Annotated in this window: 25 protein-coding genes and 2 pseudogenes; 13 read left to right on the forward strand and 14 right to left on the reverse strand. The window is 72.2% G+C overall.

The window, feature by feature from the left end; all coding sequences use genetic code 11:
- The first annotated feature begins 24 nt into the window (after nt 1–24).
- The gene (locus tag QQM39_RS01850) at nt 25–405 is read left to right on the forward strand and encodes an anti-sigma factor antagonist (protein ID WP_301994807.1); all 381 of its coding nucleotides are present in this window, start codon (nt 25–27) and stop codon (nt 403–405) included.
- Nucleotides 406–424: 19 nt separating this feature from the next.
- Here QQM39_RS01850 and tuf read toward each other — a convergent pair.
- The 3 genes and pseudogenes from tuf to QQM39_RS01865 form a co-directional block, all read right to left on the reverse strand.
- Nucleotides 425–1,541, reverse strand: a pseudogene (gene tuf, locus QQM39_RS01855) (elongation factor Tu).
- A gap of 78 nt (nt 1,542–1,619) precedes the next feature.
- Nucleotides 1,620–2,573 carry a ribose-phosphate pyrophosphokinase gene (locus tag QQM39_RS01860; RefSeq protein WP_301994808.1) on the reverse strand — a complete coding sequence of 318 codons (954 nt, stop codon included), beginning with the start codon at nt 2,571–2,573 and terminating at the stop codon, nt 1,620–1,622.
- Between the two features lie 181 nt (nt 2,574–2,754).
- Nucleotides 2,755–3,081 (reverse strand): cytochrome P450, encoded by a 327-nt coding sequence (locus QQM39_RS01865; RefSeq protein ID WP_301994809.1) that lies wholly within the window; start codon nt 3,079–3,081, stop codon nt 2,755–2,757.
- A gap of 89 nt (nt 3,082–3,170) precedes the next feature.
- Here QQM39_RS01865 and QQM39_RS01870 point away from each other — a divergent pair, with 89 nt between their 5' ends.
- Nucleotides 3,171–3,833: a DUF4230 domain-containing protein gene (locus QQM39_RS01870; protein WP_301994810.1), complete on the forward strand. Its 663-nt coding sequence runs from the start codon at nt 3,171–3,173 to the stop codon at nt 3,831–3,833.
- A gap of 62 nt (nt 3,834–3,895) precedes the next feature.
- On the opposite strand, the pseudogene QQM39_RS01875 reads toward QQM39_RS01870, so the two are convergent.
- The 3 genes and pseudogenes from QQM39_RS01875 to QQM39_RS01885 all read right to left on the reverse strand — a co-directional run.
- Nucleotides 3,896–4,558, reverse strand: a pseudogene (locus QQM39_RS01875) (NADH-quinone oxidoreductase subunit D); the annotation flags it as partial.
- Nucleotides 4,559–4,673: 115 nt separating this feature from the next.
- On the reverse strand, nt 4,674–5,126 hold the full coding sequence (locus tag QQM39_RS01880) for a monovalent cation/H+ antiporter complex subunit F (RefSeq protein ID WP_301994811.1): 453 nt from the start codon (nt 5,124–5,126) through the stop codon (nt 4,674–4,676).
- On the reverse strand, nt 5,123–5,305 hold the full coding sequence (locus QQM39_RS01885) for a hypothetical protein (protein ID WP_301994812.1): 183 nt from the start codon (nt 5,303–5,305) through the stop codon (nt 5,123–5,125). Before QQM39_RS01885 ends, QQM39_RS01880 begins: the two co-directional genes overlap by 4 nt.
- A 240-nt stretch (nt 5,306–5,545) precedes the next feature.
- On the opposite strand from QQM39_RS01885, the gene QQM39_RS01890 reads away from it, so the two are divergent.
- Entirely contained in the window at nt 5,546–6,211 is a 666-nt protein-coding gene (locus QQM39_RS01890) for a VanZ family protein (RefSeq protein ID WP_301994813.1), read from the forward strand.
- On the opposite strand, the gene QQM39_RS01895 is transcribed toward QQM39_RS01890, so the two are convergent.
- On the reverse strand, nt 6,208–6,984 hold the full coding sequence (locus QQM39_RS01895) for a sulfite exporter TauE/SafE family protein (RefSeq protein WP_301994814.1): 777 nt from the start codon (nt 6,982–6,984) through the stop codon (nt 6,208–6,210). The genes QQM39_RS01890 and QQM39_RS01895 overlap by 4 nt on opposite strands.
- Before the next feature lie 219 nt (nt 6,985–7,203).
- Between QQM39_RS01895 and QQM39_RS01900 the strand changes: the two genes are divergently transcribed.
- Entirely contained in the window at nt 7,204–8,433 is a 1,230-nt protein-coding gene (locus QQM39_RS01900; protein WP_301994815.1) for a family 16 glycosylhydrolase, read from the forward strand.
- A 6-nt stretch (nt 8,434–8,439) separates the two neighbouring features.
- Here the strand turns inward: QQM39_RS01900 and QQM39_RS01905 are convergent, their stop codons facing one another.
- Nucleotides 8,440–8,676, reverse strand: coding sequence for a hypothetical protein (locus QQM39_RS01905; RefSeq protein ID WP_301994816.1), 237 nt, complete (start codon nt 8,674–8,676; stop codon nt 8,440–8,442).
- A 112-nt stretch (nt 8,677–8,788) separates the two neighbouring features.
- On the opposite strand from QQM39_RS01905, the gene QQM39_RS01910 reads away from it, so the two are divergent.
- The 5 genes from QQM39_RS01910 to QQM39_RS01930 all read left to right on the forward strand — a co-directional run bounded on the left by QQM39_RS01910 (nt 8,789) and on the right by QQM39_RS01930 (nt 14,171).
- The gene (locus QQM39_RS01910) at nt 8,789–9,835 is read left to right on the forward strand and encodes a PHP domain-containing protein (protein ID WP_301994817.1); all 1,047 of its coding nucleotides are present in this window, start codon (nt 8,789–8,791) and stop codon (nt 9,833–9,835) included.
- A gap of 57 nt (nt 9,836–9,892) precedes the next feature.
- Nucleotides 9,893–10,582, forward strand: coding sequence for an HAD family hydrolase (locus QQM39_RS01915; RefSeq protein ID WP_302003445.1), 690 nt, complete (start codon nt 9,893–9,895; stop codon nt 10,580–10,582).
- 89 nt (nt 10,583–10,671) lie between these two features.
- On the forward strand, nt 10,672–11,811 hold the full coding sequence (locus QQM39_RS01920) for an aromatic acid exporter family protein (RefSeq protein ID WP_301994818.1): 1,140 nt from the start codon (nt 10,672–10,674) through the stop codon (nt 11,809–11,811).
- Between the two features lie 291 nt (nt 11,812–12,102).
- Nucleotides 12,103–13,065: an SDR family NAD(P)-dependent oxidoreductase gene (locus QQM39_RS01925; protein ID WP_301994819.1), complete on the forward strand. Its 963-nt coding sequence runs from the start codon at nt 12,103–12,105 to the stop codon at nt 13,063–13,065.
- A gap of 77 nt (nt 13,066–13,142) precedes the next feature.
- Entirely contained in the window at nt 13,143–14,171 is a 1,029-nt protein-coding gene (locus tag QQM39_RS01930; RefSeq protein WP_301994820.1) for an SDR family oxidoreductase, read from the forward strand.
- Between the two features lie 60 nt (nt 14,172–14,231).
- Here the strand turns inward: QQM39_RS01930 and QQM39_RS01935 are convergent, their stop codons facing one another.
- The 4 genes from QQM39_RS01935 to QQM39_RS01950 all read right to left on the reverse strand — a co-directional run bounded on the left by QQM39_RS01935 (nt 14,232) and on the right by QQM39_RS01950 (nt 20,067).
- Nucleotides 14,232–14,471: a hypothetical protein gene (locus QQM39_RS01935; RefSeq protein ID WP_301994821.1), complete on the reverse strand. Its 240-nt coding sequence runs from the start codon at nt 14,469–14,471 to the stop codon at nt 14,232–14,234.
- 83 nt (nt 14,472–14,554) lie between these two features.
- Nucleotides 14,555–15,844, reverse strand: a complete 1,290-nt coding sequence (locus QQM39_RS01940; RefSeq protein ID WP_301994822.1) for an ROK family transcriptional regulator — start codon at nt 15,842–15,844, stop codon at nt 14,555–14,557.
- Nucleotides 15,845–15,903: 59 nt separating this feature from the next.
- Nucleotides 15,904–16,866, reverse strand: a complete 963-nt coding sequence (locus QQM39_RS01945; RefSeq protein WP_301994823.1) for a phosphotransferase family protein — start codon at nt 16,864–16,866, stop codon at nt 15,904–15,906.
- A 24-nt stretch (nt 16,867–16,890) separates the two neighbouring features.
- Entirely contained in the window at nt 16,891–20,067 is a 3,177-nt protein-coding gene (locus QQM39_RS01950) for a cytochrome P450 (RefSeq protein WP_301994824.1), read from the reverse strand.
- 141 nt (nt 20,068–20,208) lie between these two features.
- Here QQM39_RS01950 and QQM39_RS01955 point away from each other — a divergent pair, with 141 nt between their 5' ends.
- Nucleotides 20,209–20,853 carry a PAS domain-containing protein gene (locus tag QQM39_RS01955; RefSeq protein WP_301994825.1) on the forward strand — a complete coding sequence of 215 codons (645 nt, stop codon included), beginning with the start codon at nt 20,209–20,211 and terminating at the stop codon, nt 20,851–20,853.
- Here the strand turns inward: QQM39_RS01955 and QQM39_RS01960 are convergent.
- The gene (locus QQM39_RS01960) at nt 20,784–21,707 is read right to left on the reverse strand and encodes a DUF3626 domain-containing protein (protein ID WP_301994826.1); all 924 of its coding nucleotides are present in this window, start codon (nt 21,705–21,707) and stop codon (nt 20,784–20,786) included. The two genes, QQM39_RS01955 and QQM39_RS01960, sit on opposite strands and share 70 nt — an antisense overlap.
- A gap of 93 nt (nt 21,708–21,800) precedes the next feature.
- On the opposite strand from QQM39_RS01960, the gene QQM39_RS01965 reads away from it, so the two are divergent.
- Nucleotides 21,801–22,295, forward strand: coding sequence for an FBP domain-containing protein (locus QQM39_RS01965; RefSeq protein WP_301994827.1), 495 nt, complete (start codon nt 21,801–21,803; stop codon nt 22,293–22,295).
- Nucleotides 22,296–22,309: 14 nt separating this feature from the next.
- Here the strand turns inward: QQM39_RS01965 and QQM39_RS01970 are convergent, their stop codons facing one another.
- A complete protein-coding gene (locus QQM39_RS01970) occupies nt 22,310–23,458 on the reverse strand; it encodes an erythromycin esterase family protein (protein ID WP_301994828.1) in 1,149 nt (382 codons plus the stop codon).
- A 489-nt stretch (nt 23,459–23,947) separates the two neighbouring features.
- Between QQM39_RS01970 and QQM39_RS01975 the strand changes: the two genes are divergently transcribed.
- Both QQM39_RS01975 and QQM39_RS01980 read left to right on the forward strand, forming a co-directional pair.
- A complete protein-coding gene (locus tag QQM39_RS01975) occupies nt 23,948–25,201 on the forward strand; it encodes an aromatic acid exporter family protein (RefSeq protein WP_301994829.1) in 1,254 nt (417 codons plus the stop codon).
- A 46-nt stretch (nt 25,202–25,247) separates the two neighbouring features.
- Nucleotides 25,248–26,306: a hypothetical protein gene (locus tag QQM39_RS01980; protein WP_301994830.1), complete on the forward strand. Its 1,059-nt coding sequence runs from the start codon at nt 25,248–25,250 to the stop codon at nt 26,304–26,306.
- The last annotated feature ends 102 nt before the right edge of the window (nt 26,307–26,408 follow it).

Below are 26,408 nucleotides of genomic sequence, written 5' to 3' on the forward strand. Positions count from 1 at the left end.
GAGCAGGTTGGAGGCGATGTCGTCGTGCAGCAGGAACCTGCGCCGTTCAGTCGGCATCTGCGCGTCCACCGGCACCGGGACCACACGGTGCTGGAGTTCCGCGGCGAGATCGACATCGCCGCCGCGGTGGAGATCGCGCCATACCTGGACCGGGTGACGACACACCCCGACGCCCGGATCGTGATCGACCTCAGGAGCGTCGAGTTCTTCGACTGCTCGGGGCTGCGGCTGCTGTACCGGGCCCGCGCCCGGGTGCTCGACCACGGCGGGCAGCTGCACCTGGTCTGCACCCACCCGCTCACCCTGCGCGTCCTCAGGATCACCGGGCTGTCCCGGCTGCTGCCCCCGCATCCGACGCCGGACGCGGCCCTGGGGCAGCCCGAGACCACGTCCGGCACGTTATGACGCCTTCTCCCTCAGGTCTTCAACCTCCTGATGACGGCGGCTGCTTGAGGATCTTGGTCACCTGACCGGCCCCCACCGTCCTGCCGCCCTCGCGGATGGCGAACTTCAGCCCCTCCTCCATGGCGATGGGCTGGATCAGCTGGACGGTAGTTCTGGAAGAACGGCGTGTGCCGGCCGCCCTCGTCCTTCGACAGGATGTACGCCCGCGCCTCGAACTCCGTGTGCGGGGTGACCGAGCCGGGCTTGACGACGACCTGACCGCGCTCCACGTCCTCCCGCTTCACGCCCCGCAGCAGCAGCCCGACGTTCTCGCCGGCCCGGCCCTCGTCGAGGAGCTTGCGGAACATCTCGATGCCGGTGACCGTGGTCTTCGTCTTCCGGTCGTGGATGCCGACGATCTCGACCTCGCTGTTCACGAGCAGCTTGCCGCGCTCGATCCGGCCGGTGACGACCGTGCCGCGACCGGTGATCGTGAACACGTCCTCGATCGGCATCAGGAACGGCCTGTCGACATCACGCTCCGGTTCCGGGACGGCTGTGTCGACGGCCTCCAGCAGGTCGAGCACCGACTGCGACCACTGCGGGTCCCCTTCCAGGGCCTTGAGCGCGGAGACCTTGACGACCGGGACGTCGTCACCCGGCAACTCGTACTCCGTGAGCAGCTCGCGCACCTCCAGCTCGACGAGCTCCAGGATCTCCTCGTCGTCCACCATGTCGGTCTTGTTGAGGGCCACAACGATGTACGGCACGCCCACCTGCCGGGCGAGCAGCACATGCTCCTTGGTCTGCGGCATCGGCCCGTCGGTGGCGGCGACGACCGGGATCGCGCCGTCCATCTGCGCCGCGCCGGTGATCATGTTCTTGATGTAGTCGGCGTGCCCCGGGCAGTCGACGTGCGCGTAGTGCCGGCGCTCGGTCTGGTACTCGACGTGTGCGATGGAGATGGTGATTCCGCGCTGCCGCTCCTCAGGAGCCTTGTCGATCATGTCGAACGGCGTGAACGGGTTCAGATCGGGATACCGGTCGTGCGGCACCTTGGTGATGGCCGCCGTGAGCGTGGTCTTCCCGTGGTCGATGTGCCCGATGGTCCCGATGTTCACATGCGGCTCGGTCCGTTCGAACTTCGCCTTCGCCATGGCGAGCCCTCCTGAGCATCCGGTGATGCCGAGCCGTGCATCCGGGTGAATGCCGAGCGTTGCTCCGCTCCCTCCTGTCTATTCGGTTCCCGGCGCGTCGAACAGGGCGCTGACGGACTCCCCGTTGTGAATGCGGCGCACGGCCTCGGCGAGCGCGGGGGCGATGGAGAGGATCCGCAGCTTCTCGGTGCGCTCCTCCGCCGGGACCGGCACGGTGTTGGTGCACACGATCTCCAGTACGTCGGGCTGCTCGCCGATCCGCTTCAGGGCGCCGGACGCGAACAGGCCGTGCGTACAGGCGACCCGGATCGACCGGGGACCCAACTCGCGCAGCCGGTCGAGGAGTTCGAGGACGGTGCTGCCCTTGGCGATCTCGTCGTCCAGGACGATGACGTCCCGCCCGGCGACATCGCCGATGACCGAGCTGATGCTGACCCGGTCGTCCGCGAACCGCTGCTTGGCACCGGCCGCCACCCCGGCGCCGATCAACCGCGCGAACGCGGCCGCCTCCTTGGCGTTGCCGAGGTCCGGCGAGACGACCGTGGTGCGCGAGAGGTCGTACTGCCGGAAGTGCGCGGCGAGTTCGCGCAGCGCGTGCAGGTGGTCGACCGGCACTGTGAAGAAGCCGTGCACCTGGGGCGAGTGCAGCGTCATGGCGAGGACCCGGCTCGCGCCGGCCGCCACCATCAGGTCGGCGACGAGCCGGCCGCCGAGGGAGATGCGGGGCGCGTCCTTCTTGTCGGAGCGGGCGTAGGAGTAGTGCGGCATGACGACGGTGATCCGGCGTGCGGAGGCCCCGCGCGCGGCGTCGCACATGAGCAGCAGCTCGACCAGGTGCTCCTGGACCGGCCGGACCAGCGGCTGGATCAGGAAGACGTCCCGTTCCCGGCAGTTGGCCTGGAGCTGTACCTCCAGGCAGTCGTTGGCGAACCGGCTGACACGGCTGGGGCTGAGCGGCACCCCCAGGTGAGCGCAGACCTCCGCCGCCAGTTCGGGGTGGGCACTACCGCTGAACACGGCGATCTCTCGCACGATCCGCTCCTCGCATGATCATTACGGGTGGCGGACTCATGCTACTGACCTCGGCAGAAACGTTGCGGCTCAGGCGAGGGCGAGGACCTGCGGTGACGGCCTCAGTGGTGATGGCGTCAGTGGTGACGGCATCCGTGGTGATGGCCTGACCACGACACGGGCAACCGGAGCGGGCTCCGCGTCACGAGGGCAGGGGTGCGAAGAGGTCGGGTTCGCCGGGCGGGAAGACGTCCGGGGCGCGCCCGGCGGAGTTGGTCTGGACGGCGACCACGCTGCCCGCCGGGATCAGCACGTCTCCCACCTCGGTGTCCTCGACGGCGCGACGGATCAGCCCGGGCGGGACCCGGCCCTCGCTGAGCGGGACGGTGCGCAGCAGCTGTTCGGCCGCGGTGGTCGCCGCCTCCGTGTCCCTTACGACGAGCAGGGGCGGGGCGTCCGGGGCACGCAGCGAACTCCGGTTGAACCGGGGGTCCATGAGCACCTGCCGCACCTCGGCGCACTGGGCCACGAGCCACACCGGGATGGCAATCGGCCAACGGACAGGTCCGGCAAGGGATTTGGGGGTACTTCGTTGAATAGGGAAGGAGGACCGTCGCCATGACGACTCCCATCAAACGCATCGACAAGCGTATGCCCGGCTGGGCGAAGGCGGTGAGCGCCCTGATCCTGGTGCTCGTCGTCTTCTTCGCCGGGATCCGGCTGAGCGTGATCCCCGGCCTCAAGGACCTGTTCGGCACGGAGACCAACGACCGTTCGGGTCCCGCACTGCTCCAGTCCATCCAGGACATGAGCCGCTACGACGCCGCCTCCGGCAACTTCCAGATCGTCGTGGATCTGGAGAAGGACGCAAAGTTCCTGCCCGACGCGATCCGCGGCACCCGCACGCTGTACGTCGGCGCGGGCACCGTGGACGCCTATGTCGACCTCGGGAAGGTCGGTGAGGACGACGTCACGGTCAACGACGACCGTACGTCCGCCACACTCCGTCTCCCGCACGCGGCCCTCGGCAAACCGGCCCTGGACCCCGACCGCTCCTACGCCGTCTCCAAGGAGCGCGGTCTCCTCGACCGCCTCGGCGACCTCTTCTCGGACAACCCGAACAGCGAACAGGCCGTGCAGCAGCTGGCGGTCAGGCACATCGGCGACGCGGCCAAGGAGAGCGAGCTGACCGCCCGCGCCGAGACCAACACCACCGGCATGCTCGAAGGCCTGCTCCACTCCCTCGGCTTCAAGGAGGTGAAGGTGACGTACGGGGCCTGAGCCTCTTGGACGCTGGGACGCTGGGACGCTGGGACGCTGGGACGCTGGGACGCTGGGCGAACCTACGACAGCAGGCCCGGCAGGGCCAGCGCGCCGAGCACGGTCGCGCCGACCAGCACCCAGGCCACGTAGTCCCCGACGTGCCCGGACTGCAGGCGCCGCAGCGGCCGGGCCCGGTCCGGGGCGGTGAGGAGCCCCGGCCGGGTGACGGCCAGGGCGGCGAGGCCCAGGGCCAGCGCGGTGGAGGCGAGGTCGAGCAGCACGCCGGCCGGGCTCCAGTGCGGTGCGGGCACCATGGCACCGCCGGACCCGGCCTCGTTGACGGCGTGTGCCACGACCTCGCCGAAGCCGGGGGCCACGCCGACGGCGAGCGAGCCGGCGAGCAGCAGGGCGAGGACCGCGGTCATGGTGTCGGGGATCCGGCTGAGCCGATGCCGGGTCTCGGGCCGCTCACCGGCGCCGGTCGTCTCGTAGTCGGTGTCGTCCTCGGGCGTGGGGCCGAGCCCGAGGAACACCCGGGCCGCGACCCGCAGTACCGCTCCGGCGGTGACCGCGGTCGCGGCGACGTACAGCACGGTGAGCGGACCGCCCACGGCCTCCTCGGTGACGGCCTTCCCGAACGACGTCCCGAACGGCGGGAGTCCGGCGAGCGCGAGCCCGGCCACCGCGAACAGCACGGCGACACCGCGCAGCTCCCGGGCCCGGCCGTGCAGCGCGTGTTCGTCGGCGAGTACGACGCCGAGGACGGCCAGCACGAGGGCCTGGCGCACGGGGTCGCGGACGGCCACCGCCACGGTCGCACAGACGGCGACGAGCAGCAGCGCTGCGGCGATCACCGCGTCAGCCACCGCGCACCCCCGCGAAACCGCCGGACAGCGCATGGGAGGCGACGACGTTCCCGCCGATCAGGAGCACGCCCGTGAGCAGGAGCTTCACCATCGCCCGGCTCGGCCCGACCGCCACGCACAGCGCCAGGACCACCACCGCGACGAGGCCTGCGGCCGGCCAGGTCAGGCCCCAGGCGCGCGGCGGGTCGGCGGCGAGTTCGGCGGCGAGCAGCCGGGCGAAGACGAGGGTGCCGACGGGGCCCAGCAGGGCGAGGACCAGGGCGACATCGACGTACGAGGGGCGCTCGTACCCCTGGGCGAGCAGGAGCAGTCCGGGGCAGGCCAGGGCGGTGGACAGGTTCTGGGCCACGACGCGGCGCCGCAGGGGTCCGGTGGCGATGCCCCAAAGGGCGGCGCCCACTCCCCCGCCGAGTACGACGGTCGCCGCGAGGAGCCAGCCGTTCATCGTCCGGTCACCGCCCGGCGTGCGGCGACGGCCGCGAGCGCCGCTACGCCGGCGACGCCCGCGCCGACCGCGAGTTCCAGGGCGTCGACGGCGCTGATGAGGACCAGCCACAGCAGGGCGAGCGCGGCCCACCAGGCCAGGAACTCGGCCGCGGCGGGAAGCGTCGCACGCCGGTCCATACGCCACCTCCGCGGGCCGGATGTCCAGATGTCCGCTACTTCCGTTACTTCGGTTCCGCGTCATCCAAACACCACCCTGGGCGACAGTCGCGGCGGACGCGCGGGTCTCCGGCCGGAGTGCCCCGACAGCATGAGGGGAAACCGCGGGCGGCCGTGACCGGGAGCGGCGCGGGCGGCATCTCATCGGGGTACCTGGGTAATCCCACTACTACAAAGGGAAGTTGAAGACTGGAGGACCGCATGGCCCGTGGAACCTCACGTTCGCGCGCCGCGATACGCCCCGGCACTTCCAAGACCCCAGGCGCCGCCAAGTCGGCGGGCGGCGCCAAATCCTCGGGCGGCGCGAAGCCCACAGGCGGGGCCAAGTCCGAGCGCGGCGCCAAGTCCGAGCGCGCCACCAAGCCCCGGCGCACCCCGCGCCCCAAGCAAAACCCCCTGCGCTTCCTCGCCCGCCTCCTGGCGATGCTGTGCGCCTTCGCGTTCATGGTCGCCTTCGCCGTCGTCCTGGCGAAGCTCACCCTCCAGCCCTCCCCCGCCTCGGCGGCCCTGACCCACACCAACCTGCATCCGGGCCGCTCCCTGCGGGCCTATCTGGACCAGCCCGAACTGCGCGACGCCGTCCGGCAGATCGGCGGGAACCTGCTGCTGGGCGTCCCGTTCGGCATCCTGGTCCCCGTTCTCGCCCCACGGACGCGCGGCGTCCTGCGTGTCCTTCTGCTGACGGCGACCGTCATGCTTCTCGTCGAGTTCGCGCAGGGTGCGCTGGTGACGGGGCGCGCCTTCGACATCGACGACGTCATCCTCAACACCACCGGAGCCCTGATCGGCTACCTCCTGCTGGGCCGGCGACTGAGCCGCGCGGTACACGCCCGGGGCCCCGCTCCGGCGAGGACCAACAAGGCCTAGCGCAGCACCAACTGGACGATGGCCACCGTGCCGACCACCACGATGAGCGCGCGCAGGACGGAAGGACGCAGGCGGCGGCCCGTCCTGGCTCCGAGATGGCCGCCGACCGCGGATCCGATGGCGAGGAGGGCGACGGCCGTCCAGTCGAAGTCCGCGACGACGAGGAAGAACAGCGCGGCGACGGAGTTGACCACGGCGACGAGCACGTTCTTGACGGCGGTGAGGCGTTGCAGACCGTCGTCGAGGAGCATGCCCATCAGGGCGACGTAGATGATGCCCTGGGCAGCGGAGAAGTAGCCGCCGTAGACGCTGGCCAGGGTCAGTCCGATGAGCAGCAGGGGACCGCCGTCGGGACGTACGGACCGCCCCTCGCGTGCCCGGCGACCGCGCAGGTTCCTGCTGATCAGCGGTTGGAGGACGACCAGCACGAGGGCGAGCCCCACCAGGACCGGCACGATTCGTTCGAACGCCGAGGCGGGCAGGGCCAGCAGCAGCGCGGCGCCGGTGACCCCGCCGAGCAGGGCGCCGGCGCTCCACTTCAGGATGCGGCGGCGCTGGCCACGGAGTTCCTCTCGGTACCCGATGGCTCCGCTGATCGAACCCGGGATCAGGCCCAGCGCGTTGGAGACCGTGGCGGTGACGGGTGGCAGGCCGGTCGCGAGCAGGACGGGAAAGGTGATCAGCGTCCCCGAGCCGACGGCGGCGTTGACGGCACCGGCGGCGATGCCCGCGCCGAGGACGGCGAGGAGCTCGGCGATGTGTGCGGCGTTCATGGTGAGCAGCGTAGGAACCGAACACTTCGGCGGCGGACGAATCATGCCGGGCGGCGACGACCGCGGCGCGCTCGAACTCTGGTCTGTACCAAGGTATTGACGGCCCCTTATCTCACTCCTTAAATCAAGTGGCGACACCTTTACCCCCCGCCTTCCCCCCTTCACCCCCACCTCGCTCGGCGCGCCCGTCCACCGGGTCGTCGTACGGAAGGGAGCACGATGGCCACCCCACGCCTGCTCCGCACGGGTCTCCTCGCCGCACTGTCGGCCGTCCTGGTCGCGTCCGCCGCGATCGGACCCGCTCAGGCGGAACCACCGACCGCGACGGCCGCCGGGGTGACGTTCTCGGACAGCTTCGACGGGCCCGCCGGTGCCGCGGTCGACTCCTCGAAGTGGCAGATCGAGACCGGCGACAACGTCAACAACCACGAGCGGCAGTACTACACCTCGGGCAACAAGAACGCCGCCCTGGACGGCCAAGGGCACCTGGTGATCACGGCCAGGCGCGAGAACCCCGCCAACTACCAGTGCTGGTACGGCACTTGCCAGTACACCTCGGCCCGGTTGAACACCGCGGGAAAGTTCACCGCCCAGTACGGGCATGTCGAGGCGCGCCTGAAAGTGCCGCGCGGGCAGGGCATGTGGCCCGCGTTCTGGATGCTCGGCACACCGGTCGACTGGCCGGACTCGGGCGAGATCGACATCATGGAGAACGTCGGCTTCGAACCCTCGACCGTGCACGGCACGATCCACGGCCCCGGCTACTCCGGGTCCGGCGGCGTAGGGGCCGCGTACTCGCTCCCGAACGGGCAGGCCTTCGCCGACGCCTTCCACACCTTCGCCGTCGACTGGGCACCCGACTCGATCACCTGGTCCGTGGACGGGAACGTCTACCAGCGGCGCACCCCCGCCGACCTGGGCGGCCGGGCCTGGGTGTTCAACAAGCCGTTCTTCCTGATCCTGAACCTCGCGGTCGGCGGCTACTGGCCCGGCGACCCGGACGGATCCACGGTCTTTCCGCAGCGGCTGGTCGTGGACCATGTCTCCGTGACGACAGGCGACTCGGCCGCCGGCGTCGCGATCAGGGGCCTGGCCGGCAAGTGCGTGGACGTGGCCGGTGCGAACCCCGCCAACGGCACGCCCGTGCAGCTCCACGACTGCAACGGCTCCGCGGCGCAGCAGTGGACCGCGGGCGCGGACGGCACGCTCCGCGCGCTCGGCAAGTGCCTGGACGTGACCGGCAACGGCACCGCGGACGGCTCGACCGTCCAGCTGTGGGAGTGCACCGGCGGCCCGAACCAGAGATGGGCCGTCTCCGCGGGGCGCGACATCGTCAACCCGCAGGCCGACAAGTGCCTCGACGCGACCGGCAACGACTCGGCCAACGGCACCCGGCTGCAGATCTGGACCTGCACGGGCGGCACCAACCAGAAGTGGACGGTCGGCTGACAGGGCCTAGTGGTGGTGCCAGGTGAACTTGTCTCCGCCGACCCAGCGGACCACGTCCGGGTCGTCCAGGTCATGGACCGTGATGCCGAAGGCGGCGGCGGCCTCCAGGACGTCGGTGACGGTTTTCGCCTGACCGACGACCTCGCCGTCGATCTCCAGGATGCGGAACGGAGGCGTGCCCGGCTGAACCCCGAGCACCATGATCCGCGGGTGTGAAATGTGCGGGCTCGCGCTTTCGGTCATGCATAGAGCGTAGAGCGCAATCCGGGTCGGCGAATCCTCCGAGTCACCCACCCGTCCGTCCGCTGTCGTGCGGGGGCGGCGGCTCCGGGGAACCCTGGAGGGGGAGGTGGCGATGGATCCCGTCGAGGCGCTGAACCGGATCGCGTTTCTGCTGGAGCGGTCCCTGGCACCGACGTATCGCGTACGCGCCTTCCGTACGGCCGCCCGGGTCCTGTCCGAGCTGCCCGAGGACGAGGTGCGCGAGCGGGCGGCGGCCGGGTCGCTGGAGTCGCTCAGGGGCGTCGGTCCGAAGACGGCCCAGGTGGTGCGGGAGGCGCTGGCCGGTGGGACGCCGGGCTATCTGGAGAAGCTGGAGGGCGAGGCCGAAGAGTCCGCCGGGCCTGAAGGCCGGGCCGGCGGGCGGCTGCGGGCACTGCTGCGCGGGGACTGCCATCTGCACTCCGACTGGTCCGACGGCGGCAGCCCGATCGAGGAGATGGGCAGGGCCGCGGCGGAGCTCGGCCACGAGTGGGCGGCACTCACCGACCACTCACCGCGGCTGACCGTCGCCCGCGGGCTGTCGGCCGACCGGCTGCGCGAGCAGCTGGACGTGGTGGCGGAGCTGAACGAGACCTGGGCGCCGTTCCGGCTGCTCACCGGCATCGAGTGCGACATCCTCGAGGACGGCTCGCTCGACCAGGAACCCGAGCTGCTGGAGCGGCTCGACGTCGTGGTGGTGTCCGTGCACTCCAAGCTGCGCATGGAAGCCCGCGCGATGACGCGGCGCATGGTGACCGCCGTACGCGATCCGCACGCGGACGTACTGGGGCACTGCACGGGCAGGCTGGTGACCGGGCGGGGGCGGCCGGAGTCGGAGTTCGACGCGGACGAGGTGTTCGCCGCGTGCGCCGAGTCGGGTACGGCGGTGGAGATCAACAGCCGTCCGGAGCGGCTGGATCCGCCGCGCGGGCTGCTGCGCCGGGCCGTCGAGGCGGGCGTGCTGTTCTCGATCGACACCGACGCGCACGCGCCCGGCCAGCTGGACTGGCAGATCCTCGGCTGCGCCCGCGCGGAGGAGTGCGGGGTGCCGGCCGAGCGGGTGGTGACCACCTGGGACCTGGAGGAACTGCTGGCCTGGACCCGTGCGGGCCGGACACCGTCCCGAGTGGCGGGCGCCTGACGTGGTACTCGTGCGGCTCCGGCCCTGGAGGAACGGCGCGTGAGGAAGGGACAGCACATGGAACGGGCGGCCGTGTTCGACGTCGACGGAACCCTCGTCGACACCAACCATCTGCACGTCACGACCTGGTGGGAAGCCTTCCGGCAGGCCGGACACCAGGTGCCGATGCACGCCGTCCACCGGGCCGTCGGTCTCGGCTCGACCGACCTGATCGCCCACCTCCTCGGCGACGACCGGGACACAGACCAGGACGCCGGGTTGAGCGCCGCCCACAAGGCCCTGTACGGGCAGTACTTCGACCGGCTGCCCCCGCTGCGGGACGCGGGCCGGCTGCTGCGGCGCCTGGACCGCAACGGCTGGCGAGTCGTCCTCGCGACCTCGGCGGGCGGCGCCGAGCTGTCCGCGCTGCGTCGGGCGCTCTCCGCGGACGACGCGATCACCGCCACCGCGAGCGCCGACGACGTCGAGGAGGGCAAGCCCGCGCCGGAGCCCGTCGAGCATGCCCTGGAACTGGCCGGGGTGCCCGCCGAGCGCGCGGTCTTCGTCGGCGACACCGTGTGGGACATGCGGGCCGGCACCCTGGCCGGCGTGCGCTGTGTGGGCGTCCTGTGCGGCGGCATCCCCCGCGCCGACCTGCTGGACGCGGGCGCGCAGGCGGTCTACGAGGATCCGGCCCACCTGCTGGCGTCCCTGGCGGACAGCCCCTTGGCCGACGTGCCGGGCGATGCGGACCCGAACCGCGGATGACGCGTGTCACGAATGCGGCGCCCCGGCCCACGCGCCGGGGCGCCCGGACGCTGGAATCGATACGACAGCGGGCGCTCGGGGAGGCCCGCGTGACCGACGCCCTACGGCGGGACGCGCATGCCGTCGGCAGGGCCGCCCGCGCCGCCTGGCGCGGGCCGGGCCGGGAGCGGGACCTGGCCGTGCAGTCGCTCAAGGCGGCGGCCGCGGCACTGCTCGCCTGGCTCGTGGGGAGCGTGTGGCTGGGCGATCCGATGGCCCTGATGGCGTCCTGGGTCGCTCTGATCCTGGTGCAGGCCACCGTGTACAGCTCACTGCTGCGGGCCGCGCAGCAGTTCGCGGCGATCTGTGCCGGGACCGTACTGGCGTCGGCCGCGCTGGCGTTCACCGGGAGCACCGTGGGCGCGCTTGCCCTGTCGATACCCCTGCTGATGCTGCTGGCCAACTGGCCGCGCTTCGGTGACCAGGGCGTCTTCGGCGCGACCACGGCGCTGTTCACCCTCGCGTCGGGCGCCGCCGGAGCGTCCGCGGTCGGGCACCGGGTCGGGCAGGCCGCTCTCGGCGCGGTGATCGGGGTCGCCGTCAACGCGCTCGTCCTGCCGCCGATCCATCTGCGGGACGTACGGGAGAACCTCGCGGCGCTGGCCCGGGAAGCGGGAGACCTCCTGCACACCGTGGCCGTGGATCTGCGGGAGACCGAATGGAACGCGCAGAGCGCGGCCGGCTGGTCGAGTGCCTCGGCACACTTGGAGCGCCGGCTGGAGGCGCTGCGGTCCGCGCGTGGCTGGAGCCGGGAGAGCCTGCGGCTGACCGCCGGACCGCTGCGTGGCCTTCGGCGCCCTCCCGCGCCGGCACCGCCGGAGGAGGAGGACGAACGCTGGAGCCGTGTCACCGGGCACATCAGGGCGCTCACCCGGACCCTGGCCGTCGCGGCCGACGATGGCCGCACGCCCCTGCCGCCCGACGGGCCTGCGCTGCGGGCCTACGCCAGGCTGCTGGAGCTGATCGGCGAGGTCTGCCACACGGAGAGCCGCCGGCTGCTCGGGGCCGACGGTGACACCTGTCCGGACGGCCGGACCGAGGCCGCGATGCTTCGGCTGCACCAGGAGTTGCAGGACTTGCTGCGGGATCACGCCGGTCAGGGCGCGGCCCGGACGACGGTTCTCGGGACCCTGCTGCTGCAAGCCGAGAACGTGTGGAGCGAGACTGTTCCGGCAGGTCGGCGGGGGTGACGCGGATCACCTCAAATCGCCCCTTGCGTCGGAACACCGAAAGGTCGTTGCCCGTTGAACGACACGTGGGTGCGGATGGGACAGTGTCCCCGGGCCTCACCTTTTGCCCACAGGGACGATCGTTCGGCTGAAGCCCTGTGGAGCGTTTCGCCGAGAGGCGACCGCCATCCGCACCCACCACTGACCGCCCCGACCGGCACTCCCCCGTCCGGTCGGGGCTTTCTCCTGTCCGGGCGCGTGCCCACGGCTCGGCTTGACTTCGAGAGCACTCCCAGTCGTAGCGTCCCCGGCATGAGCACCGCACAGCACAAGATCGGCTCCGGCTTCGACGCCACGAGCACCGCCGCCGACATCCTGAACGGCATCGACCTGACCGGCAAGCTCGCCCTCGTCACCGGCGGCTACTCGGGCCTCGGTCTGGAGACCACCCGGGCGCTCACCGAGGCGGGCGCCCATGTCGTCGTCCCCGCCCGCCGCCGGGCCGCCGCCGAGGAGGCGCTGGCCGGCCTCACCGGCGTCGAGGTGGACGAGCTGGACCTCGGCGACCTGGAGAGCGTGCGCGGCTTCGCCGAGCGGTTCCTCGCCTCCGGCCGCACGGTCGACTTCATGATCGGCAACGCCGGGATCATGGCCTGCCCGGAGACCCGGGTGGGACCTGGCTGGGAGGCACAGTTCGCGACCAACCACCTCGGCCACTTCGCCCTGGTCAACCGTCTGTGGCCGGCGATCGAGCCGGGCGGCGCCCGCGTGGTCTCGGTGTCCTCACGGGCCCACCACTTCTCCGGGATGCGCTGGGACGACGTCCACTGGCGGCAGGGCTACGACAAGTGGGAGGCGTACGGGCAGGCGAAGACGGCGAACGTCCTGTTCGCCGTCCACCTCGACCAGCTCGGCGCCGACCACGGGGTACGGGCCTTCTCGCTCCACCCGGGCGGCATCCTCACCCCGTTGCAGCGCCACCTCCCGAAGGAGGAGATGGTGGCGCGCGGATGGATCGACGAGCAGGGCAACGTGCTCGCCCCGGAGGGCTTCAAGAGCCCGGCGCAGGGCGCGGCCACGCAGGTGTGGGCCGCGACCTCGCCGCGGCTGGACGGCATGGGCGGGGTCTATCTGGAGGACTGCGACATCGCCGAACCCGCCGCCGACGGCGACGAGCGCAGCGGCGTCAAGGGCTGGGCGACCGATCCGGAGCAGGCCGCACGGCTGTGGCAGCTGTCGGCGGAGCTGACGGGCGTGAACGCGTTCGCCGCGTAGCGCGGGGTCCGGAGCGTGCGGGCGCCTCGGACGGGGTACTCGGACGCTCCCGCCCCCACTCCCGTAAGGAGCCGCAGGTGAGCAGCGAACCGGCCCGCAGGATCGTGGTCACCGGTGCCACGGGCAATGTCGGTACGAGCGTGGTACGGCTCCTCTCGGAGGATCCGGAGGTCGACTCCGTGCTGGGGCTGGCCCGCAGGACTCCCGAGTGGTCGCCGCCGAAGACGGACTGGGCGGCGGTCGACCTGGCGTCCGAGCAGGCCGACCTGGTGCCCCTGTTCGAGGGCGCCGATGCCGTCATCCATCTGGCCTGGGCGTTCCAGCCCACGCACGATCCGGCCGTGACCTGGCGGACGAACGTGCTGGGCAGCATCCGGGCCTTCGACGCGGTGGCCGCGGCGAGGGTCCCGACGCTGGTGCACGCGTCGTCGGTCGGCGCGTACTCGCCGGGGCCGAAGGACGACGCCGTGGACGAGTCGTGGCCGACACACGGCTGGCCCGACGCCGCGTACTGCCGGGAGAAGGCCTACCTGGAGCGGACGCTGGACACCTTCGACCGGGCCCACCCCAGGGTGCGTGTGGTCCGGATGCGGCCGGCGTTCCTGTTCAAGCGGGAGTCGGCGAGCGAGCAGCGCCGTATCTTCGGCGGCCGCTTCCTGCCGGGGCCGCTGGCGCGCCCGGAGCTGCTGCCGTTCCTGCCCGACATTCCGGGTCTGCGGGTGCAGGCCCTGCACACGGACGACGCGGCCGAGGCGTATCTGCTCGCCGTGCGGTCCGACGTCCATGGTGCGTTCAACCTCGCGGCCGAGCCCCCGGTCGACGCGGCCCTGCTGGGCGAGATGCTCGGCGCCCGCCCGGTCCGGCTCCCGCCCACGGCGGCCCGCTCGGCGATCGCCGCGGCGTGGGGGCTGCACCTGCTGCCCGCCTCCCCGCACCTCTTCGACGCGGTGCTCAGGCTGCCGCTGATGGACTGCACACGCGCCCGCACGGAACTGGGCTGGCGCCCGGAGCGCACGGCGCCCGAGGTGCTGGAGGAGTTCCTGCACGGCATGCAGCGCGGCGAGGGGGCCCCGACGGAGCCGATGCGGGGCCGCAAGGTGGGCTGACCCACGCCCTGACCCGGGGATCTGGCCCAGGGGGACTGTCTCAGCCGGAGGGGGCCTGTCTCAGTCGGACGGCTCCTGAGGTGCCGGATGTTCCGGGTGGACCGTGCCCGACCGGGCCGCGCCCTGCCGGCCCGTGCCCGCCTGGTCCGTGTCGGGGACGTCGTCCCCTTCGGTGCTGTCGTCCGCGGGCTCGACGGACACCTCCCACGGGTCCTCCTCCGGGTTCGCCTGCTGGTCCGGCAGATCCCGCGGCACGGGTTCGCGGGTCCTGTCCTGCGGCGCGCGACGTTCGTCGGTCATGGTGCACCTCCCTCGCATCGTCCCTCGCATCGTCCAAGGTCGTCGTGAGCCCCGCGAGTACCGTTCCCACCAGCGGCGAAACCTCAGGGCGCCACCCGCTCCGCCAGGGCCGTGCGCCAGGAGGGCGACGGCTCCTCGGGCACGGGCTCGGGGCGGCGGCCGCCCCGGGCGAAGAAGTCGGTGAGCGGCAGGATCGCGGCACCGACGGTGACCGCGTCCGGGCCGAGCCTGCCCAGGTCGACGGTGACCTTCCGGGCCGGATACCGCAGGGCGTACGACGCCGCGTGCCGGCGTACGGCGGGCAGGAGGTGGGCGCCGAGCCGGAGACCCGCCCAGCCGCCGATCAGGATGCGCTCGGGCTGGAAGAGGTTGATCAGGTCGGACAGGCCCGCGCCCACGTACTCGGCCGTCTCCTCCAGTACGCCGAGCGCCACCGGGTCGGCCGCACCGCCCCCGGGCGGACAGGCGCCGGCCAGCATGGCCGCCAGCGCGGTCTCCTCGTCGGCGTCCTCGGGCACGCTCCCGCCCTCCTCGCGCCAGCGTTCCAGCAGCGACTCGGCGCCCGCGTACGCCTCCAGGCAGCCGAGCGCCCCGCACCGGCAGCGGCGCCCCCTGACCCGTACCGTCAGATGCCCGCACTCCACCGCCCGCCCGTGCTCCGCCTCCGGGGTGACCAGGCAGGCGCCGATGCCGGAGCCGAAGAGCACGACGACCGCGCTGTGGGCGCCGCGTCCGCCGCCGAACCACATCTCCGCCAGGCCGAGGGTCCTGGCACCGTTGTCGATGAAGTACGGGACGCTGTCCGGGAGTTCGGAGCCGTCACGCAGGAGCCGCTCCAGCGGTACCGCGTCCCAGCCGATCGTCTGCCCGTGCACCACGGCACCTTGCCGCGGCGTGTGTTCGACGATGCCGGGGACGCCGATCCCGACGCCGAGGAGCCGTTCGGGCCTGATGCGGGCGCCCGCGAGCACCTCGGCGATGCCGTCGCGTACATGGCCGGCGATGTCCTCCACCGCGTACCGCTGCCGCGCCAGAGGCCCTTCGGCGCGGGCGAGTTCGGTGAGGGTGAGGTCGAACAGCCCGATCCGCACCCGGGTCTCGCCGACATCGACGCCGATCATGTGACCGCTGCCGGGAGCCACGCGCAACAGGATGCGGGGGCGGCCGCCGTCGGAGTCGACGCTGCCGGCCTCCTCGACCAGGCCGTCGGCGATCAGCTCGGCGACGACATTGCTGACGGAACCGGAGCTGAGTCCGGTCGCCGGGCCGAGTTCGAAGCGGCTGAGGGGGCCGTCGAAGTAGAGGCGCCGCAGTACGGCCGTACGGTTGCCCCGTCTGAGATCGCGTACCGTGCGCCCGTTCCGCCCCGCCATGCGGCTCCCTTCGGACCAGCCCTGTTCCCCACCCTGTTCGAACCGCCCCCCATTGTGAACTACGACGTCAGGTCCTCGATCTCGGCCAGTGCGGCCAGGAGTTCCGGAGCGACCGCCTCCTGGACCCAGCGGTCCTGTGCGGCGTCGACCGCCCGGGGGACCGTCTCCGTGAGCATGATCAGGTAGAGGTAGGAGCGGTAGAGGGCCAGGCGGAGTCGGGCCGGTACATCGAAGTCGGCCCGCCCTCCGGCCTCCCGGTACCCCGCCAGGAACGCCTCGTCCTTCTTGATGTCCCCCAGGAGCGCCAAGGAGACGAAGTCGGCCAGCGGGTCGCCCCAGAACATGCGCTCCCCGTCGATGAGCCCGCCGATGCGGGCCTGACCCGACGCACGGTCCACCAGGATGTTGCCCTGCCACAGGTCGAAGTGGACCAGGCGCGGGACGGTGACCTCGTCGAGCGCGTCGTAGACGGCCCGGAACGTACGGGCGACGGCGTCGGCGGGGCGCGGCAGCCGGGCCTCGTAGCGGCGGGCGTCGTCGAGGACGGCGTCGATCATTCCCGTGAAGGCGGTGCGCCAGTCGGGGGCGAGCGGCCCGAGGGCGCCGGAGGGATAGCCGAAGGCCGGCCCCGTGACGGTGTGCAGTCGGGCGACCTGACGGCCCAACTCCGTGCGCAGAGCGGTCTTCTCGGTGTCCGTGAGCGAGCCGTTCCAGGGTTCGCCGGGGCAGGCGGTCATCAGGAGATGTTTCCCGAGGCTCACCACACGCGGCGCCGCTACGTCCGCCTTCGCGGCCGCACGGTAGAACTCGGCCTCGGACACAAGGAGTTCGCGCTCGTGTGTCATGCACGGGAGGGTCGGAGCGGGCGGCACCTTCAGCACATAGCGACGCCCGTCGACGAGGACCAGCTCCTCGACCGTGTTGTACGTGCCGCCCGACAGCGGGCGCAGGTGGGCGAGGTGCCCCGGCGGAAGGCCCGCCGCTTCCAGGACCTGCCGGGCCCGCTCCCAGGAGTCCACCACCGTGCGCCCACCCCTCTTCTTCGGTCAGCCGGCCGCGTACACGTCCTCGACGTAACGGCCGTCCGCGATCAACCCGTCGAGCCACCGCCCGGCCGCCTCGTCGTCGGCGCCCGGCGTGCGCTCCCGGTACAGCGTACGGAACGCCTCCCGCACTCCCGGAGCCATTCGCGAACCGTCCCCGCAGACGTACACCCGGGCGCCCGCGTCGAGCAGCTCCCAGACCTCGTCGGCCTCGGCGGCGATGCGGTGCTGGACGAAAGTCACGCCGTCCTGCGGGGCGGCGCTGAAGGCCGGGCGGAGCGCGACCGCGCCGGCGGCTTCGGCGGCGCGCAGTTCGTCGGCGTGCAGGAAGTCGGCGTCGGGGGCGTCGCAGCCGAAGTAGCAGAGAGCGGGGGCGAGTTCGGCGCCCGCCGCTCGTGCCGCCGTACGGTCGGCGATCGCGCCGCGGAACGGGGCGAGGCCCGTACCCGCCGCGACCATGACGACCGGTTCGGGGCCGTCGATCCGGAAGGCCTCCCGGCACGGCTGGACACGGGCGTACACGGTGTCGCCGGGCTGGACGGTGGTGAGGTGTCCGGATCCGGTGCCTCGGTAGAGGCCCTTGCCCGAGCGGGCCGGAGCCTCCAGCAGGGACACCATCAGGTCCGCGTGGCCGGGGTCGACGGCGGGCGAGGAGGAGATGGAGTAGTGGCGGGGGCGCAGCGGGGTGAGGAGGTCGAGCAGCGTCGGCCAGTCCAGGGCGCCCCGCAGGGCCGGGAAGTCCTCGATCACCTCGACGAGAGTGCGCGGGTCGTCGGTCAGGTCCGCCAGCGCCATGCGCTCCGGCGGGCACGGGTTGGCGGCGGCGAGCACGGACAGCTGGGCGGCGCTCGGGCGCTCCTGCAACTCGACGTGGTGGGTGAGGAGTTGGCGTACCGTCAGGGGCCGGTCGATGGCGAGCCCGTCCCGGCGGGGGCGGGTGGCCCGGATGTCCAGGACCGTGTCGGGGTCGACGCCGAACGCGGCGGCGGCTCGCTCGACCAGGGCCGGCGCGTTGCCGGGCAGCACGGTGAGGTGGTCGGCGGTGCGGTAGGTGACGCCGTCCGGTAGGGCGAGGCGGACGAAGCGCTTGCGGCGGGGGTGGCCGGGTGCGGTGAGGTCATGGGCCTCGGTGACCGTCATGGGGAGGAGGCCGTGGCGTTCGGCGAGGGCGTCCAGGGGGCCACCGGTCAGGGTGCGGACCTCGTACCCCGTCGCGGGCTCGTCGTCGGCCGGTGCGGTGGCGTCCGGGTCGCCGTACCGCTCCAGCAGCGCCGTGCGGAGCCTGACCGTGAAGTCCCGTACCGCGCCGGTGAGATCGCCGGAGGCGTCGGCGGCGGCGCGGTCGATCAGACGGGTGGCGCCGAGTTCGGCGAGGCGGTCGTCGAAGCGGGTCGGGACGTGCTGGTAGGTGGCGGCCCAGTTGCGGTCGCCGACGCCGAGGACGGCGTAGGTGACGTCCGTGGCGTCGGCGGCCTCCTCCAGCCGGGTGGCGAAGGCGGTGGCGTCGTCGGTGGGGCGGCCGTTGTAGGAGGCGGCGGTGATCACGACCGGGCGGTCGGTGGGCAGGCCGCCGGCGTAGTCGTCGAGGGACGCGATCTGCGTCTCGCAGCCGAGGGCGGCGGCCTCGTCGGCGAGCTGGGCGGCGAAGTCGCGGCAGGTGCCGTAGTTGCTGCCGTGCAGGAACAGGGCGCTGGTGCCGGGGCGGACGCGGGCGGGAAGGGCGGCCGTGTCGGAGACGGCTTGCGTGGCGGCGGGGGCGGCGCCGGGCAGCGGGGTGTGCACGCGGTCGGCAGGGGTGCGCGGGGTCAGGGTGAGGGTGAAGCCGTCGGGCTTGAGGGTCAGGGTCTCCTTGACGGTGAGGCGGTAGTCGGCGTGGTCGTGCAGCCGGTAGCGGTGGACCAGCATCGCCAGCAGCATGGTCGCCTCGTGCAGCGCGAACTGCCGCCCGATGCAGGCACGTTCACCGGTACCGAAGGGTTTGAAGGCGTGCACCGACCGCGCCGCCTCGGCCTCGGGCGCGAACCGGGCGGGGTCGAACAGCTCGGGATTGTCGCCCCAGACCGGCTGCCGGTGCAGCATCGGGGCGAGGACGGTGACGGACTGCCCGGCGCGCAGCGGAACACGGCCGCCGAGCATCGTGTCCTCCAGCGCGTGGCGGCTGAAGGCTGCGGCCGTGGGCCACAGCCGCAGCGCCTCGTTGAGGACCTGGCGGGTGTACGTCAGTTTGCCGACCTCGTCGTACGTCGGCTCGGGGTCGGTCCGGTCGCCCCACAGCTCGTCGACCTCGCGCTGCACGAGCTGGAGCGCCGTCGGGTGCTTGGCGAGGTAGTACAGCGCGAAGGACATCGCGCCGGAGGTCGTCTCGTGGCCGGCGATCAGGAAGGTGATGACCTGGTTGCGGATGTTGGCGGCGTCGAGGCCGGTGCCGTCCTGCGGGTGCTCGGCGGTGAGCATGAGGCCGAGGAGGTCCTCGGCGGCACGCTGGTCGGTGCCGGCGCGGGAGGCGATGACGTCGTCGACGACCTGGGCGAGGTAGGCGGCGTCGTCCCGGAAGGCCGCGTCGGCCGCGGAGTAGTCCTGGCCCGGGACGCGGGCCAGGCGGTTCATGCTCCATTCCAGGCAACGCACCATCGACTCGACGAAGGGATGGGGCTCGGCCCGCTCGAAGGACCCGAAGTCGTAGCCGAAGCCGGCGAGCCCGATGGTGTCGAGGGTCATGCGGGTCATGTCGTCGGGAACGTTGACCGGCTGTCCGGCACGGGCGTCACGGTCCCACGACCCGATGAGCCGCTGCGCCACCTTCAGCATCACGGGGTGGTAGGTGCGCATCGCGCCGAGCGCGAAGGCGGGCATGAGGATGTCGTGCGCCCTGGCCCAGTTCGGTTCGTCGTTGTACGCCGTGAACAGGCCGTCGGCGGCGAACTCCCGGACGTTCTCCAGGGCGGGCCCCACATGCTTGGCGAACCGCTTCTCGTCCGCGAGGTCGGCCACCAGGTCCAGGTCGGCGGCGAACAGCGTGTCCCGCCCGTGCAGCCGCCGCACGAGCACCGGCCCGTGCTCCCGCATCAGCTCCATGACCTGCTGGATCGGAGTGCGGCCGGGTCCGACGGCGGTGATGTCGACGACGGGGACGCCGGGGAGGGTGTCGAGGGTCTGCGGGTGCAACGCGGTGGGGGGCATGGCGCGACAACTGCCTTTCGCGGTACGGGACTACTGCGGTCCAGCGTGATCGACGGCCCCCGGCCGCCCGCACCCCCGCACTACATGATTGTGTAGTGCATGGATGGGCGTCGCTCTTGCGCCGAGGAACCGGAGGTGCTGATGGACTGGACTCACCCGGAGGCCGTGGTGTGGCGCAACCGCGCCCTGATGGTCTTCGACCGCGTCTCGGTGCCGATCGCGGTCTGCGATGTGTACGGCGCGGTCCTGCTGGCCAATCCGGCGATGGCGGCGGAGTGCGGTACGACCCCGGGGCGGCTGCGCGGCCGGGAGGTACTGGAGCTGTTCCGGCCGCAGGAGGCGACGCAGGTGGAGCGCATCGCCGAGGCACTGCGGCTGCGGCACCGGTCGCGGTACCAGGTCTCGGTGCGCTGGCCGGCGCCCGACGGTGCTGAGCGGTACGGGGAGCTGACGGCGGACCCGGTGAGCGACACCGTCGAGGAGACGCCGGCGCTGCTGGTGATGCTCCGCGTCCTGGACGAAAGCGAGCCACATCGCCGCCGGCCCGCGAAGGCGGCGCCGATGGAGGCACACATCCTGGCCCTGCTCGCCGGCGGCGCCACCACCGCCCAGGCCGCCCGCGACACCGGCCTCACCGTGGACGGCGTCAACTACCACCTGCGACGCCTGTCGGCCCGCTGGAACGCGACGAACCGCACGGAACTGGTCGCCCGCGCCTATGCGCTGGGCGTGCTGGCTGCCGGGGTGTGGCCGCCGGCGCCGGCCGCCGCGGAGGGACCGGAGTAGGCGGTCCCCGCACCCTCAGGGGCGCCGAAGCGGGCGAGGGTGTGCCACACCATCTTCAGGTCCTGGAGGTCATGACAGCCGGTCCGCGCCGCGTCGCCGATGACGCGCGGGTCGATACGGCCGTCCTCGGCGATGCGGGCGCCGAGCTCGGCGTACTCCCGGCCTCGGTAGTCGGCGTGGCGGTGCAGGTCGGCCACGGTGAGCCGGTAGCCGGGGTGCCACTCGACCGGGAACGGCAGCAGACGGGCCGCGGCCTCGACGGGCGTGCCGCGGTAGGCGGCGTCCAGGACGACAGCCTCGACGTCACGGGCGAGGACGACCCCGCCGTGGACCTGGGCCTCGACGTAATCGTTGAGGGCGTCCAGTTCGTCGGCCTCGGCGAGCGCGATGAGGTGCATGCCGGCGGCGACTCCGAAGTCGGTGGGTTCGGCGGCGCTGTCGGGGTAGCAGAAGGTGGCGCGGGCGAGTGCCGCACCGTTCAGCCTGAAGTGCGAGGAACCGAACCGTGGGGCGGCGCCCACCACTTGGCGGCGGAAGTTCAGCGCGCCGTACACGGGCCGCTCGTGCGCGTCCGCGTCGTCGTACACCCCGCCGAAGATCCGGCTCTCCCAGCGCCGGCGGTCGCCACCGGGATGGGCGGTGAGTCCGCCGTTGCTGGTGCCGGTGACGAACTGGGAGTGGTAGGTGCCGTCCAGGGCCAACGCGCGCAGGATCGGCGCGCCCCGCGCCAGCCGGTCCGGGTGGAAGTTGAGGGTGATGCGCACGTCGGGGTCGACGGCAGGCCCCGCGGAAGTGGCCGCGACATGCCGTAGGGCCGCCCGGGCCCGAGGCGACCCGACAGGGCCGAAATTCACTGGCTCCCCCTCATTGAGCTGCCTACCCTAGCCTTGAACCTAGACCCCCTAGGTTTTCGTCGGTCCAACGCCCGTACGCTCCAGGAGACTCCCATGAAGCCGCTCACCGAGCAGGACATCCGCAACTCTTTCGTCAACTGCTCGAAAGGCGAGGCCAAGCGCCTGTCCCTCCCCCGCGATCTCGACGAACGCCCTTGGGACGATCTCGACTTCCTCGGCTGGCGGGATCCGGGAGCCCCCGATCGCAGCCATCTGGTCACCGAGCGGGAGGGGCGGCCGGTGGGCGTCACTCTTCGCTTCCCGTCCTCGCAGCGCGGCTTCCTGCACCGCAGTATGTGCTCCCTCTGCCTGACGACGCATCCGGGCGGCGGCGTCTCGCTGATGACGGCCCGCAAGGCGGGCACGGCGGGTCGTGAGGGCAACTCGGTCGGTCTGTACATGTGCACTGACCTCGCCTGTTCGCTGTACATCCGCGGCAAGAAGAACCTGGAGTCCGGAAGCCGCTTCGAGGAGAGTTTGACGCTGGAGGAGCAGATCGCCCGGACCACGGGCAATCTGACCGCCTTCCTCGACAAGCTGTACGTCTGACGGGATCCGGGCGGCTATCGGTCCCGTAGCCGCGCCGCCTCCACCCGGTGCAGATGGATCAGGACGTCGTAGCTGCGGGCGAGCGCGATGTCGTGCGGGCCGTCGGGGTAGGCGGTGCCGATGCTGCGCGTCGGGCGCGCCTGCCGCAGCCAGTCACGGGCCGGAGCTGCGGCGGTCCGCAGGTCGAGTACGTAGTCGCGGTGCCGCACCCGGTCGAGGGTCCCCTCGTTGCTGCCCGGGCCCGCCGGGCCCAGGGTCCAGCGGCGCACGACCTCGTCGTCACTGCCGGTGGCGTTGAACGAGCCGCGGTCGAAGGTCAGGCCCACGCTCACATAGCCCGCGCCGAGGAGGTCGCGCAGGAACGCGCCCTGCACCTTCGGGTTCTCGGCGGGTTCCTCCGGGACATAGCCGACGTGGTTGTCGTGCGCCGACAGCAGCACCTTGGTGCCGGTGTGCCGCTGCCACCACCCCACGTTGGCGGCCATCGCCCCGTCGCGGTAGCGCATGGCCTCGGCGATCTGTGCGGGGTCCTCGAAGTCGAAGGCGTACTGCCGGGCGGTCCGGTCGATGACCGTCGCGTGCTGGATCGCCCAGTCGTACGCCGCACGGTCGGCACCCGGGGCCATCCGCTCGACCAGCCGCAGCGCCTCGCCCGTACGCGCCGCCCGCTCCCTGCGTTCGGCGTACGGCAGGCTCAGATACTGCTCGATGTACGCCCCGGTCGGCACGGTCGGCCGCAGTCCGCGGTAGAGCTCGGCCAGGCGGGCACTCAGCTCGGGAGCGGCGTCGGCCACGTGGTCCTCGACGGCGTCGTACAGCTCGGGTCCGGTCCAGGCGATGTCGTCGCCCATGAAGCGGACGGGGTCGCCGGGGTGCCGGACGTTGTAGGCGCGCATCCACTCCACGAGCCGCAGATAGTCGGTGTTGTTCCACCACAGGTAGTCCCGCTGGAACTCCTCGCGCATGATGCGCCGCGGATCGCCCTTGCCGTACAGCACATAGTCGTTGAGGCGCAGGCCGGTGCTCCAGGGGGCCTCTACGGCGAAGGTGCGGAAGCCCCGTTCCTCGACGAGGTGGCGGAAGACGCGGTCCTTGAGGGCCAGGAAGTCGTGCGAACTGTGCGTGGCTTCGCCCAGGCCGACGACCCGCGCGTCGCCGATCATCCGGTGCAGGGGGCGCAGGTCGCCGGTGTCGCCGACCGGTTCGACGGTCCGATGGGGGTCCCCCCCGCTCGAGCGCAGCCGAGAGTGGGGGAGGGTGGGCGGCGCGGTCGAGCGCCTCGACGACCGTGGTGGGGGTCGGTGCCGCAGTGGCCGGGATGCCGGTCGTCAGGGCGGCGAGGATGATGAAGAGGGGCAGTGCCGATCCGGTCGGATGCCGTTTCATGATCCAAGGCTTGCGCCCCGGCCGGGGCGAAGACCATCCGGCGGTCCTCCGTCCCCGAGTGCGGACAACCAGGGGGTGACGGCGGGGGTTTTCTCAGTCCCGGACCCGGTCGGCCGTCCGTCCTCGCGTCGCGCGGGTGTCGATGATCACCAGCCCGGCCCCTTGCCGCACCACGACCGCTGCGCTCAGTCTGGGGGTTCCTCGCGGACCGTCACGTTCCGCGAGCAGTGTGTGGGAAGCGTCTGTGGAAAGGGAACAGCCCAAGGATGCGAGAGGTACCTGAGGGGTCGGTGTCCTTGGAGCGGCTCGGGAAGCTGCGCCGGGACCCGGTGGTGGTCCAGACGCTGCGGTCGGCGGCCGCGGCGACGATCGCGTACGTCATCGCACTGCGCCTGAGCCCCGAGGCGGCGCCGCTGACCGCGCCCCTGACCGCGCTGCTGGTCGTCCAGGTCACGCTGTACGCCACGCTCACCAACGGCATCCGACGGGTGAACTCCGTGGTGGCCGGCGTCCTCGTCGCCATCGCCTTCAGCCTCCTGGTCGGCCTGACCTGGTGGAGTCTGGCGCTGCTGATCGTGGCCTCGCTGGTGGTCGGACATCTGGTGCGGGTCGACGAGTACGTGCCCGAAGTGGCGATCAGCGCGATGCTGGTCCTCGGGGTCACGACCGTAGGGGACACGGCCTGGGCGCGGATTCTGGAGACGCTGATCGGCGCGGTGGTCGGGCTCGGCTTCAACCTGCTCCTCGCGCCACCGGTGTGGGTGGAGGAGGCCGGTGAGTCGCTGGAGGGCATGGCCCGTCGGCTGCGGCAGTTGATGCTGCGCATCGGCGAGGAGGCCGCCGGCCGCACACCGTTCGAGCAGGCCGCTGCCCGGCTGCACGAGGCGCGCCGGCTCGACCACGACATCGTCGAGGTTGACGCGGCGCTGAAGCAGGCCGAGGACAGCCTGCGGCTCAACCCGCGCGTGCGCGACAGCCTGCTGCACCGGGTGGTGCTGCGCACCGGACTGGACACGCTGGAGATCTGCACGGTGGTCCTGCGGGTGCTCGCGCGCACCCTCACCGACCTGGCGAAGGAGCGGGAGCCCGAGCCGCTGTTCGCGAAGGAGACCGGCGCCGTCGTGGAGCAGCTGCTGTCGGAGATCGCCGACGCGGTGGTCAGCTTCTCGGTGCTGGTCACCACCCATGTCAGCAGCAACGCCGACGCGGCGGAGTCCCGGCTCGCCGCCGAGTTGCGCGCGGCGGCGGGCACCCGCGACAAGCTGGCCCTGCTGCTGCGTGAGGAGGCCGAGCGCGAGGACCGGCACTGGCAGCTGCTCGGCGCCGTACTGACCGAGGTGAACCGCATCCTCGACGAGCTCGACACCGAGCACCGCTCGCACCGGCTGCTGGAGGAACTGGACCGCGTGTCGCAGGAGCAGCGCGCCCGGATGCCGCGCCTGACCCGGTTGCGCGAGCGCATGGGGGTTCAGGAGCAGCTGTGGCGGAACCGCACGGGGTTCGGCGGGCGTTCTTCGTGAGGGAGCGCCGGGACGGGGCCGGCGCCGGAAGCGAGGGAGCGGGCGGATGGCCGACACGAGCGTACGGATCGACGGGAACACGCTGCGGCTGCCGGGCGGGGTGGCGGTGCGGTTCGTCCGTACGCTGCGGCTGCCCGAGTCGGGCACGCACCCGCTGCCTCCGGGGCTCGGCGAGTTCCCGGTCCGGCGGGTGGCGGACTACGCGGACAGCGTTCCCGAGGCATGGCGGCAGCGCGGCGGTGTGATGCTGCCGGTGTACCTGCGCGAGGCGATGTGGCTGAGCTTCGGGGGCACGACGGAGCCGGCCGCGTTGCAGGTCGGGGTGGGCAAGGTGTGCGCGGTCTCGGGGAAGCCGTGGAGCGACCGGCTGTCCCGCGAGCCGCAGAACTACGTCGTACTGCCCCGCCAGCCCTGGCTGGACGGCATCAACTCCGGGAAGGGCACGGTCCGCCAGTTCGTGGCCGTGCCACTGGGGCTCGGGGCGACCGTCGAGGGCCAGGTGACCGGCGAGGAGGTCTGGGGCGGCGTACAGCTGCAGTCGTTCGCGCTGAAGGAGCCCCAGCTGGCGAGGTGGCGTGAGGAGGAGCGGCGCCGGGCGGAGCAGGCGCGGGTGATGCCTTCGTACGGCGGTTACGGTGCCGCCATGCCCATGGCGGCGCCCGCTCCGCAGGGCGGGGTTCCGGCGCCCGCGGCCGCTGTGGCCGGTCCCGCGCGCCGGGCCGCCGCGGCGATGGGCCTGGGCGTCGGCGGTTCGCTGCGCCAGGAGGTCTACGAGGACGACCGGCCGCTGTCGGACTGGTCCGAGGGCCCCGCAGGCCGGGTCTTCGTCCATCTGGTGACGCCCCCGGAGTGGCGTCGGATCACCGGCGAGGCTCCCCCGCCCTCGCCGGTGGACCGGGCGGCGTACACGCGCGCGGGGCTGCCCTGGTTCGACTACTACGACCAGGACGCCGAGGATCTCGCCCCCACGGACCCGCTGGGGTCGGTGAAGCCGGTCGGCGACTGGCTCGGCGACGACCACGAGCCCTGGCAGGCGCCCTCACCGGGCCAGGTGACGCCGCTCAAGGACGCGCCGGGCAAGCCGGTGCAGGACGGCGACTGGTAGCACCCCGCTGCCCCGCGCGGACGGTGCGCAGCCACCCCCTTCGTTGCACTGTGCGCAACGATCGTTGCTCTTCTTGCGCTCGACGGGTGGTCCACGCCAAGG

This window comes from Streptomyces sp. DT2A-34 (assembly GCF_030499515.1).
Taxonomy (GTDB): Bacteria; Actinomycetota; Actinomycetes; order Streptomycetales; family Streptomycetaceae; genus Streptomyces.